The organism is Escherichia sp. MOD1-EC6021, assembly GCF_002965245.1.
GTDB classification, from domain to species: domain Bacteria; phylum Pseudomonadota; class Gammaproteobacteria; order Enterobacterales; family Enterobacteriaceae; genus Escherichia; species Escherichia coli_F.
The window spans coordinates 40,115-58,586 of the sequence record NZ_PTRU01000018.1 but is presented as its reverse complement, the minus strand read 5'-3'; the positions used below and the strand labels follow the sequence as shown (position 1 = coordinate 58,586).

Annotated in this window: 19 protein-coding genes; 7 read left to right on the top strand and 12 right to left on the bottom strand. The window is 50.4% G+C overall.

The features are described from left to right. Positions 1-59: 59 nt before the first annotated feature. Positions 60-851, bottom strand: coding sequence for a transcriptional regulator NanR (gene nanR, locus BEB54_RS19175; RefSeq protein ID WP_105276810.1), 792 nt, complete (start codon positions 849-851; stop codon positions 60-62). Between the two features lie 379 nt (positions 852-1,230). Here nanR and dcuC point away from each other — a divergent pair, with 379 nt between their 5' ends. Then, positions 1,231-2,598 (top strand): anaerobic C4-dicarboxylate transporter DcuC, encoded by a 1,368-nt coding sequence (gene dcuC, locus BEB54_RS19170; protein WP_105282250.1) that lies wholly within the window; start codon positions 1,231-1,233, stop codon positions 2,596-2,598. 43 nt (positions 2,599-2,641) lie between these two features. On the opposite strand, the gene sspB is transcribed toward dcuC, so the two are convergent. The 5 genes from sspB to zapE all read right to left on the bottom strand — a co-directional run bounded on the left by sspB (position 2,642) and on the right by zapE (position 6,359). Continuing rightward, the gene (gene sspB / locus BEB54_RS19165; protein ID WP_000366126.1) at positions 2,642-3,139 is read right to left on the bottom strand and encodes a ClpXP protease specificity-enhancing factor; all 498 of its coding nucleotides are present in this window, start codon (positions 3,137-3,139) and stop codon (positions 2,642-2,644) included. 5 nt (positions 3,140-3,144) lie between these two features. Further along, positions 3,145-3,783: a stringent starvation protein SspA gene (sspA, locus tag BEB54_RS19160; protein WP_000257293.1), complete on the bottom strand. Its 639-nt coding sequence runs from the start codon at positions 3,781-3,783 to the stop codon at positions 3,145-3,147. Between the two features lie 393 nt (positions 3,784-4,176). Then, positions 4,177-4,569 (bottom strand): 30S ribosomal protein S9, encoded by a 393-nt coding sequence (gene rpsI, locus BEB54_RS19150; RefSeq protein ID WP_000829818.1) that lies wholly within the window; start codon positions 4,567-4,569, stop codon positions 4,177-4,179. A gap of 15 nt (positions 4,570-4,584) precedes the next feature. Next, the gene (gene rplM / locus BEB54_RS19145; protein WP_000847559.1) at positions 4,585-5,013 is read right to left on the bottom strand and encodes a 50S ribosomal protein L13; all 429 of its coding nucleotides are present in this window, start codon (positions 5,011-5,013) and stop codon (positions 4,585-4,587) included. A 218-nt stretch (positions 5,014-5,231) separates the two neighbouring features. Then, on the bottom strand, positions 5,232-6,359 hold the full coding sequence (gene zapE, locus BEB54_RS19140) for a cell division protein ZapE (RefSeq protein ID WP_044721164.1): 1,128 nt from the start codon (positions 6,357-6,359) through the stop codon (positions 5,232-5,234). A 193-nt stretch (positions 6,360-6,552) separates the two neighbouring features. Here zapE and zapG point away from each other — a divergent pair, with 193 nt between their 5' ends. The 3 genes from zapG to degS all read left to right on the top strand — a co-directional run bounded on the left by zapG (position 6,553) and on the right by degS (position 9,629). Next, positions 6,553-6,951 (top strand): Z-ring associated protein ZapG, encoded by a 399-nt coding sequence (zapG, locus tag BEB54_RS19135; RefSeq protein ID WP_001295270.1) that lies wholly within the window; start codon positions 6,553-6,555, stop codon positions 6,949-6,951. Positions 6,952-7,104: 153 nt separating this feature from the next. After that, positions 7,105-8,472 (top strand): serine endoprotease DegQ, encoded by a 1,368-nt coding sequence (gene degQ, locus BEB54_RS19130; RefSeq protein WP_001316675.1) that lies wholly within the window; start codon positions 7,105-7,107, stop codon positions 8,470-8,472. 89 nt (positions 8,473-8,561) lie between these two features. Then, positions 8,562-9,629: an outer membrane-stress sensor serine endopeptidase DegS gene (gene degS / locus BEB54_RS19125; protein WP_000497723.1), complete on the top strand. Its 1,068-nt coding sequence runs from the start codon at positions 8,562-8,564 to the stop codon at positions 9,627-9,629. A 62-nt stretch (positions 9,630-9,691) separates the two neighbouring features. On the opposite strand, the gene mdh is transcribed toward degS, so the two are convergent. Beyond that, on the bottom strand, positions 9,692-10,630 hold the full coding sequence (gene mdh / locus BEB54_RS19120; protein ID WP_001352905.1) for a malate dehydrogenase: 939 nt from the start codon (positions 10,628-10,630) through the stop codon (positions 9,692-9,694). Positions 10,631-11,064: 434 nt separating this feature from the next. Between mdh and argR the strand changes: the two genes are divergently transcribed. Then, complete coding sequence (argR, locus tag BEB54_RS19115; protein ID WP_001257846.1) at positions 11,065-11,535, top strand: transcriptional regulator ArgR; 471 nt, start codon at positions 11,065-11,067, stop codon at positions 11,533-11,535. Positions 11,536-11,899: 364 nt separating this feature from the next. Further along, complete coding sequence (yhcN, locus tag BEB54_RS19110) at positions 11,900-12,163, top strand: peroxide/acid stress response protein YhcN (RefSeq protein ID WP_000695690.1); 264 nt, start codon at positions 11,900-11,902, stop codon at positions 12,161-12,163. Positions 12,164-12,218: 55 nt separating this feature from the next. On the opposite strand, the gene BEB54_RS19105 is transcribed toward yhcN, so the two are convergent. From BEB54_RS19105 to aaeX, 4 genes are all read right to left on the bottom strand, one after another. Next, the gene (locus BEB54_RS19105; RefSeq protein ID WP_001029013.1) at positions 12,219-12,491 is read right to left on the bottom strand and encodes a barstar family protein; all 273 of its coding nucleotides are present in this window, start codon (positions 12,489-12,491) and stop codon (positions 12,219-12,221) included. Between the two features lie 91 nt (positions 12,492-12,582). Further along, a complete protein-coding gene (aaeB, locus tag BEB54_RS19100) occupies positions 12,583-14,550 on the bottom strand; it encodes a p-hydroxybenzoic acid efflux pump subunit AaeB (RefSeq protein WP_000510964.1) in 1,968 nt (655 codons plus the stop codon). Positions 14,551-14,555: 5 nt separating this feature from the next. Continuing rightward, complete coding sequence (gene aaeA / locus BEB54_RS19095; RefSeq protein ID WP_000854033.1) at positions 14,556-15,488, bottom strand: p-hydroxybenzoic acid efflux pump subunit AaeA; 933 nt, start codon at positions 15,486-15,488, stop codon at positions 14,556-14,558. A 7-nt stretch (positions 15,489-15,495) separates the two neighbouring features. Next, on the bottom strand, positions 15,496-15,699 hold the full coding sequence (gene aaeX / locus BEB54_RS19090; protein WP_000051841.1) for a p-hydroxybenzoic acid efflux pump operon protein AaeX: 204 nt from the start codon (positions 15,697-15,699) through the stop codon (positions 15,496-15,498). A gap of 182 nt (positions 15,700-15,881) precedes the next feature. On the opposite strand from aaeX, the gene aaeR reads away from it, so the two are divergent. Continuing rightward, positions 15,882-16,811, top strand: coding sequence for an HTH-type transcriptional activator AaeR (gene aaeR, locus BEB54_RS19085; RefSeq protein ID WP_000440317.1), 930 nt, complete (start codon positions 15,882-15,884; stop codon positions 16,809-16,811). 127 nt (positions 16,812-16,938) lie between these two features. Here aaeR and tldD read toward each other — a convergent pair whose 3' ends face one another. Then, positions 16,939-18,384, bottom strand: coding sequence for a metalloprotease TldD (tldD, locus tag BEB54_RS19080; protein WP_088491887.1), 1,446 nt, complete (start codon positions 18,382-18,384; stop codon positions 16,939-16,941). Between the last annotated feature and the right edge of the window lie 88 nt (positions 18,385-18,472).

Here is an 18,472-nt window from a genome sequence, read left to right as displayed (position 1 = left end):
CGATTAAGCAACACCCCATACAGAAAGCTTATAATGCGATCTGCTTCACTAAAGTGGCATTATTTCTTTTTGTTGGTGGTCTGACCGAAGGCGTGCCAGGTAGCAGAGACGCTGTTGAGATGCGATTGCAACGCGCGATCGGCTTCATCGGGATCGTGGAGGCGGATCGCATCAACGATCGCAATATGCTGTTGATAGCTAACGTTGTTATGCTCGTGCAGAGCCTGATCAGCCACGGTTGGACGTGCGGCGATCAGCCAGTCGAGCAGGGCAACGTGGATCGCCATGAAGATTGGGTTACCGGGGATCTCCGCCAGCACGCGGTGGAAATCAACGTCTGAACGAATGAATGCCGCGTTGTTATCAAGCGACTGACTGTTGATTTCCAGTGCTTTTGCCAGCAAATCGATTTGCTCATCGGTGGCGTGTTCAGCCGCATAGCGCACCAGGCTGGATTCAAAGAACAGACGTAATTGTTCGAAATGGGCAATTCCGCCAGGATGAGAAAGGAAATCTTTCGCCATGCCGGAAAGCTCGCCGATGATGGTGTCCGCTGAAGGACGCGAGACGCGGGCACGTTCGCCGTTGTTTATTTGCACCAGACCTTTGCGTTTTAACGCTGCCAGCGCTTCGCGCACAGAAGGACGCCCGACGTTAAAGAACGCCATCAGTTCGCGTTCAGACGGTAATTGTTCACCTTCGCCAAATTCACGGCGGCGGATCATCTGCTCCAGCTCTTCTTCCACCATTTCGGAGAGTTTTTTACGCGCCAGCGGGCGGCTGCGCAAGTTGCGACCAATTGCAGGTGAAGAATCTTCGGTTTGCGAATCAAATGCGTTCATAAGGCCCATTCTGTAAGGTCAGTGTGATTAACATCATCAGTGACATCCTATCACAGGATTGAAAGTAGGGGGAAATGGCGGGATTTTCTCTTTGTGTCTCATTATTATCATAATTAACGTAATAATTAACTATTGCGAAAATTAGTGTAACGCAGATAAAAACATCCTGAATGAATTATTCATAAGACTATTCACAAGCATTATGAATATTACGAATATGTTCTTACAAAATAATCATAAATGCATATTTTATAATGAAAAATTGCCTCATCCAGAATTAAAAAATACGACACCAACACCATAAATAGCCTTGCAAAAAATATAACATCACTGTTTTCAATCTGCCGTTTATGGGATTGACCGTTTTCTTTTGACACGGAGTTCAACAATGTTCGGCATAATTATATCTGTCATCGTATTAATTACGATGGGCTATTTGATCCTGAAAAACTACAAACCTCAGGTGGTGCTGGCTGCCGCAGGTATCTTCCTGATGATGTGCGGTGTCTGGTTAGGGTTCGGTGGTGTGCTCGATCCCGCCAAAAGCAGCGGCTACTTGATCGTCGATATTTATAATGAAATCCTGCGCATGCTGTCCAACCGCATTGCCGGGTTAGGGTTGTCGATTATGGCGGTGGGCGGGTATGCCCGCTACATGGAGCGCATAGGAGCCAGTCGGGCGATGGTGAGCTTGTTAAGCCGCCCGTTAAAACTCATTCGCTCGCCGTATCTTATTCTGTCGGCAACTTACGTTATCGGCCAAATCATGGCGCAGTTTATTACCAGCGCCTCCGGTCTGGGTATGTTGCTGATGGTCACCTTATTTCCAACACTAGTGAGTCTGGGAGTAAGTCGACTCTCTGCGGTGGCAGTTATCGCAACCACGATGTCCATTGAGTGGGGGATTCTGGAAACGAACTCTATTTTTGCGGCTCAGGTGGCAGGAATGAAAATTGCCACTTACTTCTTCCACTACCAGCTTCCGGTCGCCTCTTGCGTCATTATCTCGGTGGCGATCTCCCACTTTTTCGTGCAACGCGCTTTCGACAAAAAAGATAAAAATATCAATCACGAACAGGCAGAGCAAAAAGCTCTCGATAATGTCCCGCCGCTCTATTACGCCATTTTACCGGTGATGCCGTTAATCCTGATGCTCGGCTCGCTGTTCCTCGCCCACGTCGGGCTGATGCAGTCAGAACTGCATCTGGTGGTGGTGATGTTACTGAGTTTGACGGTGACGATGTTTGTTGAGTTCTTCCGCAAGCATAACTTGCGCGAAACAATGGACGATGTGCAGGCGTTTTTTGACGGCATGGGTACGCAGTTTGCCAACGTGGTAACGCTGGTGGTCGCGGGTGAAATATTTGCGAAAGGCTTAACGACGATTGGCACTGTCGATGCGGTTATCAGGGGTGCGGAGCATTCTGGTCTGGGCGGTATTGGCGTGATGATTATTATGGCGCTGGTCATTGCCATTTGTGCCATTGTGATGGGCTCAGGCAATGCGCCATTTATGTCATTTGCCAGTCTTATTCCGAATATCGCAGCCGGACTACATGTACCAGCGGTTGTAATGATTATGCCGATGCATTTTGCCACGACGCTAGCGCGCGCTGTTTCGCCGATTACTGCGGTGGTGGTCGTTACGTCAGGAATTGCAGGCGTTTCGCCTTTTGCGGTAGTGAAGCGGACAGCGATCCCCATGTCAGTCGGTTTCGTGGTGAATATGATTGCCACTATCACGCTATTTTATTAAGCGATTAAAAAGACAAAACAGGCCGCCAGGGCCTGTTTTAGTATTACTTCACAACGCGTAATGCTGGTCGACCACCGCGCGGTGGCTGCGGTGGTTCATCGTCAGGATGAGTGTCATCATCGTGATCTGGCTTGTCGCCATCAATAACCGACATAACGGTTTCGTTGTCTGCCGATGCCTCTTCATCATTCATGATGCTGGCATCTTCATCGTAGGCAGCTTCAGGTTCAAACATCGTGCCTGCGCCATTTTCACGGGCGTAGATAGCCAGCACGGCAGCCAGCGGCACAGAAACCTGACGCGGAATGCCACCAAAGCGCGCGTTAAAGCGCACCTCATCATTCGCCAGTTCCAGATTGCCGACAGCACGCGGCGCAATGTTGAGTACGATTTGCCCGTCACGCGCATATTCCATAGGAACCTGCACGCCAGGGAGCGTCACATCCACCACCAGGTGCGGCGTGAGCTGGTTATCCAGCAACCACTCATAGAATGCACGCAGCAGATAGGGACGACGTGGTGTTAGCTGTGACAAATCCATACAGATTAACTCCGGCCCAGACGCATTTCACGTTCTGCTTCAGTTAAAGAAGCAAGGAAAGAGTCACGCTCAAAGACGCGGGTCATATAGCCTTTCAGCTCTTTCGCACCCGGACCGCTGAACTCGATGCCCAGTTGCGGCAGACGCCACAGCAGCGGAGCAAGGTAGCAATCGACCAGGCTGAACTCATCGCTCAGGAAGTACGGCTTCTGACCGAAGACCGGCGCAATCGCCAGCAGTTCTTCGCGCAGTTGCTTACGTGCGGCATCTGCTTCAGAAGCTGAACCGTTGATGATGGTGTTCATCAGCGTGTACCAGTCTTTTTCGATGCGATGCATGTACAGACGGCTTTCACCGCGAGCTACCGGGTAAACAGGCATCAGTGGCGGATGCGGGAAACGCTCATCCAGATATTCCATAATGATGCGAGATTCCCACAGGGTCAGCTCACGATCCACCAGGGTCGGAACGCTCTGATTCGGGTTGAGGTCAATCAGATCCTGAGGCGGATTGTCCTTTTCCACGTGTTCGATCTCGAAACTTACACCTTTCTCAGCCAGCACAATGCGGACCTGATGGCTATAGATGTCAGTAGGACCGGAAAACAGCGTCATTACCGAACGTTTGTTGGCAGCGACAGCCATGAAAACCTCCAGGTATAGTCAGAATTTTTACTGCTACCAGCCACCAGGTGGCCAGTCAGAAGTTGTGTTACCCAGTAAGGAACGACTCTCTTTGTTCGAAAATCAAACAAAAAATGAGCAATACCCGACATTTGGGCAGAAAATTGGATGATAGTTTACCAGATTTTGCGACCTTTGTGGTGAGTCGATGCCGGAAATGGGGAAAAAGAGATGCGCTTTAGTCTGAAATGGTTGACTTAGTCCCTTATCGGCGATGTGGTTTTTGTTTTCTGTCTGTCAGGCGACAGCAAAAATCAACATTCCTTTTTTTACGCTGATTCAGATTTTAGCCATAAAAAAACCCGCCGAAGCGGGTTTTTTTCGCAAATTGTTTTCTGCCGGAGCAGAAACCAATTAACGTTTGGAGAACTGCGGACGACGACGTGCTTTACGCAGACCGACTTTCTTACGTTCAACCTGACGAGCGTCACGAGTAACGAAGCCAGCTTTACGCAGTTCAGAACGCAGGGACTCGTCGTATTCCATCAGAGCGCGGGTGATACCGTGACGGATCGCACCAGCCTGACCAGAGATACCACCACCTTTAACGGTGATGTACAGGTCCAGTTTCTCAACCATGTCGACCAGTTCCAGCGGCTGACGAACTACCATGCGGGCAGTTTCACGACCGAAGTACTGTTCCAGAGAACGTTGGTTGATTACGATTTTACCGTTGCCCGGTTTGATGAAAACGCGAGCTGCGGAACTTTTGCGGCGACCAGTGCCGTAGTATTGATTTTCAGCCATTGCCTATAATCCCGATTAGATGTCAAGAACTTGCGGTTGCTGTGCCGCGTGGTTGTGCTCGTTACCCGCGTAAACTTTCAGTTTACGGAACATAGCACGACCCAGCGGGCCTTTTGGCAACATGCCTTTAACCGCGATTTCAATCACACGCTCAGGACGGCGAGCAATCATCTCTTCAAAGGTCGCTTGTTTGATACCACCGATGTGGCCGGTGTGGTGATAGTACACTTTGTCAGTACGCTTGTTGCCGGTTACAGCAACTTTGTCAGCGTTCAGAACGATGATGTAATCACCGGTATCTACGTGCGGAGTGTATTCCGCTTTGTGCTTACCGCGCAGGCGACGAGCCAGTTCAGTAGCCAGACGGCCCAGAGTTTTACCGGTCGCGTCAACAACATACCAGTCGCGTTTTACGGTTTCTGGTTTAGCTGTAAAAGTTTTCATTAAAAGCTTACCCAATAAATAGTTACACGTTGGTGAACACCCAAACGTCTTCAATTGTTGAGGTTCACACGACAAAGTCCGGCAAACCTACCCCTTCGAATAGCCTATGCCAGCACACAAAAAGTTTTGGGAAAAAAACTTTCTTGTAACGTGGGGTCGCAGGATTATAGAGAAGTCGGGGTCAAAGATCGACCCCTTTTTGTGATTTGTGGCAGGTTTTAACCCGCCAAATGCTCGCGCTTCAGATACTCTTCGCTTTGCATCTCTTGCAGACGTGACAGGCAACGCTGGAACTCAAACTTCAGCCGATCGCCCTGATAAATTTCATACAGCGGCACTTCTGCACTCACCACTAATTTGACATGGCGCTCGTAAAACTCATCCACCAGCGCAATAAAGCGCCGCGCCTCGCTCTCCATCAACCGCGTCATGACCGGCACATCAAACAACATGACCGTGTGAAAGAGACGTGAGAGCGCAATATAGTCATGCTGACTGCGGGCGTCGACGCACAGCGTAGTAAAAGAGACCGCCAGCGTCTGGTTCTCGACGCCCATTGTCGCCAATGGCCGATGGTTGATTTCTAACGTCGGTGAATTTTCTCGTTTCGCCCCCGCCAGCGCCAACCATAGTTTGTCCATTTGCGTCCGGGTTTCATCGTTGAGTGGCGAAAGCCACAGGTGCGCCTGAGTGAGCGTACGCAGTCGATAATCAACACCGGCGTCCACGTTCATTACATCACAATGCTGTTTAATGGCATCGATTGCAGGCAAAAAACGCGCACGTTGCAGGCCATTTCTATAAAGTTCGTCCGGCGGAATATTTGACGTCGCTACCAGGGTAATACCGCGGGCGAACAGGGCTTTCATCAAGCCGCCAAGTAGCATGGCATCGGTAATATCAGAAACAAAAAATTCGTCAAAACAGAGCACGTCAGTTTCTGCTTTAAAGCGATCGGCAATAATTTCCAGCGGATCGCTCTGCCCCTGCAAAGCAGTTAGCTCTTCATGTACCCGCAGCATAAAACGGTGAAAGTGCAGACGCTGTTTCCGCTCTCCCGGCAGGCTTTGATAGAAAAGGTCCATCAGCCAGGTTTTCCCGCGTCCTACCCCGCCCCACATATATAAGCCACGCACTGGCGTATGCTGTGTGTCTTCGCGTTTACCCCACAGCTTACCGACCCGCGCCATTAGCCCACTCGTCCTGGGGGCTGGAGGCGTGCTATTGATGAGTTCCTGATAAATAATTTCCAGGCGGCTGACGGCCTCTTTTTGAACGTCGTCGGGTTGATGGCTGCCTTCATTGAGCGCCTTCAGGTATTGCGATGTTGGGGTAACGCTTTGCATGATCTTATTGTTATTCCTTGAATAATCGGTGCGCCGTTGTTCACGGTTGACGAAAAAAAGGCCGTTCTACACTACGCGATATGCAGTCGGGATTCCACTTCTGTGGAATTAACGGTTATAGTGGCATAATCAGCCGCAGGCATGGAGCCTGAAGCCAACACCCTACGGAAACAAAAGACAACGGGAGATGTTCATGACCTGGGAATATGCGCTAATTGGGTTAGTCGTCGGCATCATTATTGGTGCTGTGGCCATGCGTTTTGGTAATCGTAAACTACGCCAGCAACAGGCGTTGCAGTACGAACTGGAAAAGAATAAAGCTGAACTGGACGAGTATCGCGAAGAGCTGGTTAGCCACTTTGCCCGCAGCGCGGAATTACTGGATACCATGGCGCACGACTATCGCCAGCTGTATCAACACATGGCGAAAAGCTCCAGCAGCCTGCTGCCGGAACTGTCTGCTGAAGCAAACCCGTTCCGTAATCGTCTGGCAGAGTCTGAAGCCAGCAACGATCAGGCACCGGTGCAGATGCCTCGCGACTATTCTGAAGGCGCGTCAGGCCTGCTGCGTACTGGCGCGAAGCGCGACTAATTTATTTTTCGGGCGCAGCCATTGCGCCCTCCTCTTCTTTCCCTCCCCGACTATCATTTAATCTGGTGTCTCATTGTTAGCCGTCTGAAAATTCAATAACATCAAACCGTTTTGAATCTCTTTTCTTATCATTCAGGTACGAGAGCAGGAATAATGAAAAAACAAACCCAGCTGTTGAGTGCATTAGCGTTAAGTGTCGGGTTAACTCTCTCGGCGTCATTTCAGGCCGTCGCGTCGATTCCAGGCCAGGTTGCCGATCAGGCCCCCCTCCCCAGTTTGGCTCCAATGCTAGAAAAAGTGCTTCCGGCAGTGGTGAGCGTACGGGTGGAAGGAACGGCCAGTCAGGGACAGAAAATCCCGGAAGAATTCAAAAAGTTTTTTGGTGATGATTTACCGGATCAACCTGCACAACCCTTCGAAGGTTTAGGCTCCGGTGTCATCATCAACGCCAGTAAAGGCTATGTGCTGACTAACAACCATGTGATTAATCAGGCACAGAAAATCAGTATTCAGCTCAATGATGGGCGCGAGTTTGATGCAAAACTGATTGGTAGCGATGACCAGAGCGATATCGCCCTGTTGCAAATTCAAAACCCGAGTAAATTAACGCAAATCGCCATTGCCGACTCAGACAAACTGCGCGTCGGTGATTTTGCCGTGGCAGTCGGTAACCCATTTGGCCTTGGGCAAACCGCCACCTCTGGCATTGTTTCCGCATTAGGCCGCAGCGGATTGAATCTTGAAGGTCTGGAAAACTTTATCCAGACAGATGCTTCCATTAACCGCGGTAACTCCGGCGGTGCGTTGTTAAACCTTAACGGTGAGTTAATTGGCATCAACACTGCAATCCTTGCGCCTGGCGGTGGGAGCGTCGGGATTGGATTTGCCATCCCCAGTAATATGGCGCGAACACTGGCGCAGCAGCTTATCGACTTTGGTGAAATCAAACGCGGTCTGTTAGGCATCAAAGGCACCGAGATGAGTGCCGATATCGCCAAAGCCTTCAACCTTGACGTGCAGCGTGGCGCGTTTGTCAGCGAAGTGTTGCCAGGTTCTGGCTCGGCAAAAGCGGGCATCAAAGCGGGCGATATTATTACCAGCCTCAACGGCAAACCGCTGAATAGCTTTGCTGAGTTGCGCTCTCGTATCGCAACCACCGAGCCGGGCACGAAAGTGAAGCTTGGCCTGCTGCGTAACGGCAAACCACTGGAAGTAGAAGTGACGCTCGATACCAGCACCTCTTCGTCGGCCAGCGCTGAAATGATCACGCCAGCGCTTGAAGGTGCAACGTTGAGCGATGGTCAGCTAAAAGATGGCGGCAAAGGTATTAAGATCGATGAGGTTGTCAAAGGAAGCCCAGCTGCTCAGGCAGGCTTGCAAAAAGACGATGTGATCATTGGCGTCAACCGCGATCGGGTGAACTCGATTGCTGAAATGCGTAAAGTGCTGGCGGCAAAACCGGCCATCATCGCCCTGCAAATTGTACGCGGCAATGAAAGCATCTATTTGCTGATGCGTTAATGTCGTAAACCGGGCATCAGGCTGACGTGTGATGTCCGGTTAACTCGTGGTATGCTGCTGCCGTTCCCTTTTTTAATGACGCCTCCATCATGTTTGTGAAGCTCTTACGTTCCGTTGCGATTGGATTAATTGTCGGCGCTATTCTGCTGGTTGCCATGCCTTCGCTGCGCAGCCTTAACCCGCTTTCCACTCCGCAATTTGACAGTACCGATGAGACGCCTGCCAGCTATAATCTGGCGGTTCGCCGCGCCGCGCCAGCGGTGGTTAACGTTTACAACCGTGGTTTGAACACCAACTCTCACAACCAGCTTGAGATCCGCACCCTGGGATCCGGTGTAATCATGGATCAACGCGGTTATATCATCACCAATAAACACGTCATCAACGACGCCGATCAGATCATCGTCGCCTTACAAGATGGACGTGTATTTGAAGCATTGCTGGTGGGATCTGACTCTCTAACCGATCTGGCGGTACTTAAAATTAATGCCACTGGCGGTTTACCTACCATTCCAATCAATGCACGTCGCGTACCGCACATTGGTGACGTGGTACTGGCGATCGGTAACCCGTACAACCTCGGGCAGACCATTACCCAGGGGATTATTAGTGCCACGGGTCGAATTGGTCTGAACCCGACCGGGCGGCAAAACTTCCTGCAAACCGATGCTTCCATTAACCACGGTAACTCTGGCGGCGCGCTGGTGAACTCGCTGGGCGAACTGATGGGCATTAACACGCTGTCGTTTGATAAGAGTAACGATGGCGAAACGCCGGAAGGTATCGGCTTTGCGATTCCTTTCCAGTTAGCAACCAAAATTATGGATAAGCTGATCCGCGATGGTCGCGTGATCCGCGGCTACATTGGTATCGGCGGACGTGAGATCGCACCACTGCATGCGCAGGGCGGTGGCATAGATCAACTGCAAGGTATCGTAGTTAATGAAGTGTCGCCTGACGGCCCGGCGGCGAATGCGGGTATACAGGTCAACGATCTGATTATTTCGGTGGATAACAAACCGGCCATCTCTGCTCTGGAGACGATGGATCAGGTGGCGGAAATTCGCCCTGGCTCGGTGATCCCGGTTGTCGTGATGCGTGACGATAAGCAGTTAACGTTGCAGGTCACCATTCAGGAATATCCGGCAACCAATTAAGTCGTGCGCTCAAAACAAAAAACCGGAGTCTGTGCTCCGGTTTTTTATTATCCGCTAATCAATTACTTATTAACGAACTCTTCGCCCAGGGCGATATCTTTCTTCAGCGTATCCAGCATACCTTCCAGCGCGTTCTGTTCAAATGCGCTCAGGGTGCCGATAGATTTACGCTCTTCCACGCCGTTTTTACCCAGCAGCAGCGGTTGAGAGAAGAAACGTGCGTACTGACCGTCGCCTTCAACGTAGGCACATTCGACAACGCCTTGTTCGCCCTGTAGTGCGCGAACCAGAGACAGACCAAAACGTGCGGCTGCCTGGCCCATAGACAGGGTTGCAGACCCGCCACCGGCTTTCGCTTCAACCACCTCAGTACCCGCGTTCTGGATACGTTTGGTCAGTTCAGCCACTTCCTGCTCGGTAAAGCTAACGCCAGGAACCTGTGACAGCAGCGGCAGAATGGTAACACCAGAGTGACCGCCAATTACCGGCACTTCAACTTCGCCCGGCTGTTTGCCTTTCAGTTCCGCAACAAAGGTGTTGGAACGAATGATATCCAGCGTGGTAACGCCGAACAGTTTGTTTTTGTCATAAACACCGGCTTTTTTCAGCACTTCAGCAGCAATCGCAACTGTGGTGTTAACCGGGTTAGTGATAATACCAATGCACGCTTTTGGGCAGGTTTTCGCAACTTGCTGTACCAGATTTTTCACGATGCCGGCGTTAACGTTAAACAGGTCGGAACGATCCATACCCGGTTTACGCGCTACACCTGCAGAGATAAGAACGACATCTGCGCCTTCCAGCGCCGGAGTCGCATCTTCACCAGAAAAACCTTTGATTTTCACAGCAGTAGGGATATGGCTCAGATCGACAGCCACACCGGGAGTCACTGGAGCGATATCATACAGAGAGAGTTCTGAACCTGAAGGCAGTTGGGTTTTTAACAGTAGTGCAAGCGCCTGGCCAATACCGCCAGCAGCGCCGAGGACTGCGACTTTCATCCTAAACTCCTTATTATATTGATAAACTAAGATATGTTGCTCCGCTGCCGCGACCTTAATCCACAAAATTGCCGTTTACAATGACCACATCTCAAGAATGTGTAGTCACGCAAGTTTAGCGTTTATGCATTTAATTGCCGTAATCAGGAACCTAACTTACGTAATTAACAGTCGCTTATGCATTAGCGCAACATTCCAACAGGTGGTGACAATATACCCTACCGTTCAGCCAAAACAACATCAATTTGATAACAATTAATTTACTTTTAAGCAGAATTTGAATGCCGTGACGCAGGCATGTTTCTCAATAACGAAATTTGATAAAATCCCGCTCTTTCATAACATTATTTCAGCCTTCTTCAGGGCTGACTGTTTGCATAAAAATTCATCTGTATGCACAATAATGTTGTATCAACCACCATATCGGGTGACTTATGCGAAGCTCGGCTAAGCAAGAAGAACTAGTTAAAGCATTTAAAGCATTACTTAAAGAAGAGAAATTTAGCTCCCAGGGCGAAATCGTCGCCGCGTTGCAGGAGCAAGGCTTTGACAATATTAATCAGTCTAAAGTCTCGCGGATGTTGACCAAGTTTGGTGCTGTACGTACACGCAATGCCAAAATGGAAATGGTTTACTGCCTGCCAGCTGAACTGGGTGTACCAACTACCTCCAGTCCATTGAAGAATCTGGTGCTGGATATAGACTACAACGATGCAGTTGTCGTGATTCATACCAGCCCTGGCGCGGCGCAGTTAATTGCTCGCCTGCTGGACTCACTGGGCAAAGCAGAAGGTATTCTGGGCACCATCGCTGGCGATGACACCATCTTTACTACCCCTGCTAACGGTTTCACCGTCAAAGACCTGTACGAAGCGATTTTAGAGCTGTTCGACCAGGAGCTTTAATCTCTGCCCCGTCGCTTCTGGCGGCGGGGAAAATGTTGCTTTTCCCTCTCATCCCCCTGCTTTCTCCTACGATTAATTTAACGAATAGTGCGTTTTAGCGCGACATATCATTCACATAATGAATACATGAATTAAAAAAAGCACATTATGCAAAATTCATTATCTAATTGAAAATAATAGAATTAATAATAAATAACCGTGTTTTTAATTCTTTTTTGTTATTAAAACTCACACTTTTAACACTTAGTATCAACTGAAACAGTTAGCGTGGTATTAATTAGTTCAATAATTAGTGTATACTTGATTTTGTGATATGGGTCACGAAACAAAGGCCCAGCTAAAAGATTATGTCGAGGTAAAAATCATGAAAATCAAAACCACTGTTGCTGCATTAAGCGTACTTTCTGTTCTCTCTTTCGGTGCATTCGCTGCCGACTCCATTGATGCTGCACAAGCACAAAATCGTGAAGCAATCGGGACCGTATCCGTAAGTGGTGTGGCGTCTTCGCCAATGGATATGCGTGAAATGCTGAACAAAAAAGCGGAAGAGAAAGGCGCAACGGCCTACCAGATTACTGAAGCTCGTAGCGGTGACACCTGGCACGCTACGGCTGAACTGTACAAATAAACCCTCATCGTCTTGTCCGACGATATTGCCCCCGGTCCGGGGGCTTTTTTTTGCGCTAATGACGAACATTAAAACGCAAATGCCCTTCCAGCTCTTCCTCTGCCTCATCAAACAGCAATATTAATGCGCCAAAACGGCGACGCGTTTTCTCTCCCAGATGAACAAATTCAATCTCAAGTGGTAGCGGCAGGACATCGTTCATTAACACATCCCATAGAGAGTCGAGATCGCGTACTTTATCTTTTGCCAGACCAAAGGTTTGGCTAAAGTCGCGATAAAAATCCTCCTGACTCTCAATCTCATCAAAATCAAAGGTATAAATATTCATCTGTTGCCACCGTCACGTTTCGCGGCGAGTTCTGCCGTTCATTGCTAAGTATAGCCATGAAAAAACCGACGCTTTTGGCGTCGGTTTTGACTTAACTATCGGTCAACGCATGTTGATACTTATGGAGCATACCCGTAAGCCGATGTACTGGTTCCGTCACCTGCGGTGGTGCTTGCCAGATGCGTAGCTTTTCCTGGTAGATTTCCAGTTCTTCCAGCAACTGGCCAAAGTACCGACGACGTTTATCATCGCTACGGGCAGATATCACATGGTCTGCTGTGCGGCGCATTTGCCGGTGAAACGCCGATAAATCCTCGTTAACCGGGATCGGCGCATCACGCAGGCGCTGGTGCGCGATAATCATCGTCAGTGCCAGGCGAAATTTCGGCAAATCCCCTGGGAACTTATTCATCAGCAAAAACAGCTGCTGATAAAGTGCCGGGAGGTGATTCTCTTTACGACGTGCCACATTGGTAGTCATCGCGGAAACAGCGGCAGAAACAAACTGATTAAGCAGTACACGTCCAGTCCTGTCGCGCGATTTATCCCGCACCAGCAAAATAACGGTGAACGCGAGCACACAGCCGACGATTTGCCCTAATGCGCTGTCGAGAAACTGACTGAAATGGAAAGTCATCGGGTTATCCAGCACGATAATGTTTATGGTGCTGGCCAGCGCCCCCATCGAGCCCAATCGCCGTTTCTGTACTTCAATGCCAAGGAAGAATCCCAGCACTGCCAGGCTAATACACAGCAATAACATGCTTTGTTGGGTATTAGGGATAATCACCAAAAAGTAGAGTAGCCCTAACGGCAGCGCCGCCAGCGTCCCATAAATAAAGTCGATCGCCACCATGCGTGGATTCGGCAAACGCATTGCCAGTGACGTCACTACCGCAATCATCACCATTGCACCACTGCCGGAAGTCCAGCCCGTCCACAGCCAGAAAAGCGTCCCCAGAATGCAGGAAAGTGTGGTTCGCCAGAAGTTAACCATCGCATGATGACGTTCGGCTGACTCTACTTTGACTTCCGGTTCGCCTTGCAGGATCTCTTCTTCAGTAGCGTTGATTTTTGTGTTACTGATAACGCCGCGCTTGAGAAGCTGATAACGCGTTGCCGCCGCGACCCAGCTATAAATGGTGACAGGCGTTTCCCGTTCCCCGGTCCAGGCGATAACTCTCCGCAGGCGTTTGAGCTGCTTGTGGACGTCCTGCGCGGTTTCTACCGGCGTGTCAAAAAATTCGCGGAAAGTATCAGTGATCAATTCCGGGCGCGTATTCTGAATAAGATAAGTTTCGCAGGATTGGGTAATCAGCGTCAGCGATAGCGTATTGATCGCTTTTAAACGTCGATTGGCCCGCGCCCAGCGGGAAGATTCCATATTCAGGTTGCTGCGCATACCTTGTAACGCCGTGGTGCGTCGCACCAGATCGCCCCAGGCTTTATCGACAACTTCACCATCGCCATGCTTGATACAGAGTTGCATTAATTGATATTGCGCGACCAGCAAACTTTCCAGCTCTCGATCCACTTCTTGTTTGATCGATCGCGGAGAAAAGAGCAAATCCGCCATAATTGCACACACAATACCGATAACGATCTCGCTACAACGTTCGACGGCAAACTGCGGCGTAAGCAATGGTTCCGGCTGAATGGTGATCACAATGATCAGCGCGGTATAACCGGCCAGCCCCCACGCATACGAGTTTTCTATTCGTACCAGCGAGGATATCCAGGTACAAAAACCGGCCCAGATACAGCACACCAGAATCATCAATAATGGTGCGCGGATCATCGCAATGATGATCACCAGTCCGGCAATACAGCCAATAAATGTGCCGATGATGCGCAAAAAGCCACGATAGCGAATAGCGCCAGAATACGGTTCACCTCCCGCAGCAAAGGCTGGACCGGCGGCAACAATCGCCGCTGTCAGTACCGCCCAGCGTGGCGTTTCCAGCTGGAAGTGAAAGCCAACAAACAGCGCCAGTACAATGGCGGTCGCCAGTTTTACCGCAAAGCGAATATGTTGGTTAGCAATGGAGAAAATACCCATCGTGATTAACCAAACTCACGCAGGCGATGGGCCATTTTACGGAAGAACGAATCCTGGCTTTCGTCGCGATCTTGTTTGCCAGTGACCACCACTGTAGCAGTAGTGCCCGCAGGCCAGATGTTCTCTTGCTGGTTGTCGAGACGAATACGAACCGGAACACGTTGCGCCAAACGCACCCATTCAAGGTTAGAGTCGATGGTCGCCATCCCTTTGTCGTCACGCGTGCTGCTGGCGTTGGTGACCCCAGCGGCAACACTATCAACAGTCCCTTTCAGCACTTTGTTACTGCCAAGCGGCGTGATCTCTGCACGATACCCAGGGCGCACCCCTTCCAGCTTAGTTTCTTCCATATAGGCCAGTACATAGAAGGAGTTCTGTTTCACCAGCGCAACCGCCGTTGATCCACGGGTAATAAACTCACCGGTATAGACGTTGAGGTTGGTCACCCAGCCATCTGCTGGCGCGCGGATCACCGTGCGTTCAAGATCCAGTTTTGCCAGATCGCGGGTCGCCTGCGCTTTCGCTAACTGATGCAGAACCGTTTGTAGTACGTTGTTGGCCTGATCGATCTCTTCGCGAGACATCGCCTGCACACCGAGACGGTTACGACGTCCGGCCTCCTGGCGTTTCTCCTGTGCCAGTACCTGATAATAAGCAACATCGGCTTGCGCTTCCTCAAGCGCCTTTTGATAACGCGGCTGGTCGATGGTGAACAGTACCTGTCCTTTTTTCACCAGCTGGTTATCATGAACATTCACCTGGGTAATGAGTCCAGAAACGTCCGGCGCGATCGCAACGACGTCAGCGCTAAAGCGCGCGTCACGCGTCCACGGGGATTCGGTGTAATAGACCCAGGCATTAAAAATTGCGATGAAGGCCAGAATGACTAATACGACCGTGATGGCCGTACGGGAGAATTTTCTTATTAGTGTTTTCACTTCAACCTCAAACGAACAGTCGCGATATCAAATAAAACAAGCAGCAATAGAGCGCGGTGTTGAACAACGCCGGATGCCAGACAAAGTCGTAGATACCTGTTGGCACAAGTACCCGGCGCACCAGCCAGAAAATCGCCAGTGATAAAAGCAATTCGAAAAATATCGGTGGGAAGGACAGCCCAAACACCACGATAACGGGAAACAGACTCATGTTGACCTTGGTTGTATAGAGAGAGCAGGCGTTATTATTTTCAGCATCTGTCGCCGCAGAGAAGGGCATGGAAAGCCGGGCGAGAGCAACATTGCTGTAGATTGATATTTAATATATTAACGTAACTGTTATGCTGTTATCTATATTATGTGATCTAAATCACTTTTAAGTCAGAGTGAATAATGGAACGACTAAAACGCATGTCGGTGTTTGCCAAAGTAGTTGAATTTGGCTCTTTTACCGCCGCCGCCAGACAGCTACAGATGAGCGTTTCGTCCATCAGTCAGACGGTGTCAAAATTGGAAGATGAGTTGCAGGTAAAGCTGTTAAACCGTAGCACACGCAGCATTGGCCTGACCGAAGCCGGTAGAATTTACTACCAGGGCTGCCGTCGGATGCTTCATGAAGTGCAGGATGTTCATGAGCAACTGTATGCCTTCAATAACACCCCCATCGGGACGCTGCGCATTGGCTGTTCTTCAACTATGGCACAAAATGTTCTCGCCGGGCTAACAGCCAAAATGCTGAAAGAATACCCAGGTTTGAGCGTTAATCTGGTTACCGGAATTCCTGCCCCCGACCTGATTGCCGACGGTCTGGATGTGGTGATCCGCGTCGGCGCGTTGCAAGATTCCAGCCTGTTTTCCCGCCGTCTGGGCGCGATGCCAATGGTGGTGTGCGCCGCAAAAAGCTATCTCACACAATACGGCATACCGGAAAAACCCGCCGATTTAAGTAGCCATTCATGGCTTGAATACAGCGTGCGGCCCGACAATGAATTTGAACTGATCGCACCGGAAGGGATCTCGACTCGCCTGATCCCGCAAGGGAGATTTGTGACTAATGATCCGATGACGCTGGTGCGCTGGCTGACTGCAGGCGCTGGGATCGCCTACGTGCCGCTGATGTGGGTGATCAACGAGATCAATCGCGGGGAACTCGAGATCCTGCTACCACGTTACCAGTCAGATCCACGCCCGGTTTATGCGTTATATACCGAAAAAGATAAGCTGCCGCTGAAGGTACAAGTCGTGATCAACTCGCTAACGGATTATTTTGTTGAGGTCGGTAAATTGTTTCAGGAGATGCACGGGCGCGGGAAAGAGAAGTAATTAATATTGTACTGTTACGTAGTACAAACCTGTGCCAACGGGTTCCCCTCACCCTAACCCCAGAGGGGCGAGGGGACCGTTCGTACACGGAGAAGGATTAATTATCCTTCTGAAAATACTGAAATTATTACGCGGTACCGCCAACAGTCAGGTTATCAACTTTCAGCGTTGGCTGGCCCACGCCAACCGGCAAACTTTGCCCTTCTTTACCGCAGACACCCACGCCGTTATCCAGTTTCAGGTCGTTGCCCACCATCGAAATCTGCTGCATGGTTTCGATACCGGAACCAATCAACGCCGCGCCTTTCACCGGCTTCGTTACTTTACCGTTTTCAATCAGATACGCTTCTGAAGTGGAGAAAACGAATTTGCCGGATGTAATATCCACCTGACCGCCACCAAAGTTCGGTGCATAGATACCGTACTCAACGGATTCAATAATTTCCTGCGGGGTCGATTTACCCGGCAGCATATAGGTGTTGGTCATACGCGGCATCGGCAGATGAGCGTAAGATTCACGGCGACCGTTGCCAGTCGGCGTCATTCCCATCAAACGCGCGTTGAGTTTATCCTGCATGTAGCCTTTCAGGATGCCATTCTCAATCAGCACGTTGTACTGGCCTGGCGTACCTTCGTCATCAATCGCCACCGAACCACGGCGATCGACCATCGTGCCGTCATCAACCACGGTACACAGTTCTGAAGCCACCAACTCCCCGACCTGTCCACTAAATACTGAAGTGCCACGGCGGTTGAAGTCGCCTTCCAGACCGTGACCCACCGCCTCATGTAACAGTACGCCCGGCCAACCTGCGCCAAGTACTACCGGCATGGTGCCCGCTGGTGCAGCAACGGCAGAAAGATTGACCAACGCCATACGCACTGCTTCTTTTGCCCACGCATCCGCACGGACTTCACCGTCGAGATCGGCAAGGAAGAACTCATAACCAAAACGACCGCCGCCGCCACTGGCACCGCGTTCGCGTTTGCCATCTTCTTCGACCAGAACGCTCACGGAAAGACGCACCAGCGGACGAACATCCGCCGCCAGCGTGCCGTCGGTGGCCGCAACCAGAATTAATTCATAAACGCCGCTGAGGCTGGCAGTCACTTCCTGTACGCGCTTGTCCGCTTCGCGGGCAACCTTATCGACTCGACGCAGGATATCCAGCTTCTCTTCACGGCTCATGCTTTGCAGCGGATCTACCGAGGTATACAACGGGCTATGCTCTACCGCGCCCAGCGTCTGTACTTTGCCATCACCACTATCACGGACGATGGTGCGCGCCGCTTGCGCACTCTGTTCCAGCGCCAGCAGGCTGATTTGGTCTGCGTAAGCAAATCCGGTTTTTTCACCGCTGATTGCACGCACACCAACACCCTGATCGATGTTGTAAGAACCATCTTTAATAATGCGGTCTTCTAAAACCCAGGATTCGTGATAGCTCGACTGAAAATAGAGATCGCCATAATCAAGGCGACGTTCGGCCAGTTGACCGAGGATCGCGAACAAGTCCTGATGTTTCAGGCCGTTCGCCGCTAGCAATTGTTCACTTACCAGGTTCAGACTCATCGTTTTTGCTACTCGTTAGTTACTGCAGTAGAGGATTTTTTACGGCTGCCGGATGCGGCGTGAACGCCCTGTCCGGCCTACGGTTATG